At 56.9% G+C, this 318-nt stretch carries 1 protein-coding gene; it reads right to left on the minus strand.

Going from position 1 to position 318, the window contains the following annotated elements; all coding sequences use genetic code 11:
• Positions 1–65: 65 nt before the first annotated feature.
• Positions 66–318 (minus strand): DUF234 domain-containing protein (locus tag NE591_RS13660; protein WP_256156912.1); only part of this gene is annotated, 253 nt, incomplete at its 5' end.

Raw genomic sequence — 318 nt, forward strand, 5'->3', positions numbered from 1 at the left:
AAGGAGACGAGCCGCACATTCCTCGATCTATTCGCCTCTGCTCGGCATGCTTGCGAGAATCCGGTTTACGAAAACGCGTAAAGCTGCGCCTCGTCCGCATTGCCAATAAGGTTCGTGCGATGGCGAAGCTTCTCCAGGGCCGAGGCGGGAAAGTCCTCGTTTCGCCACTTGCATTCTCCGGCGAGCACCACGTGTGTGCCCTCTATGCCGACGATGTCAATTTCGGCTTCCTGCATACGTTGCGGATCATTGCCCCACCAGCGTCCAAGGTCATCGAATTCTATGGCCGAATCGTCTCTTGCCATCTGGCGCCAAAGC

It is taken from the genome of Adlercreutzia sp. DFI.6.23 (assembly GCF_024462535.1).
Classification (GTDB): Bacteria; Actinomycetota; Coriobacteriia; order Coriobacteriales; family Eggerthellaceae; genus Adlercreutzia; species Adlercreutzia rubneri.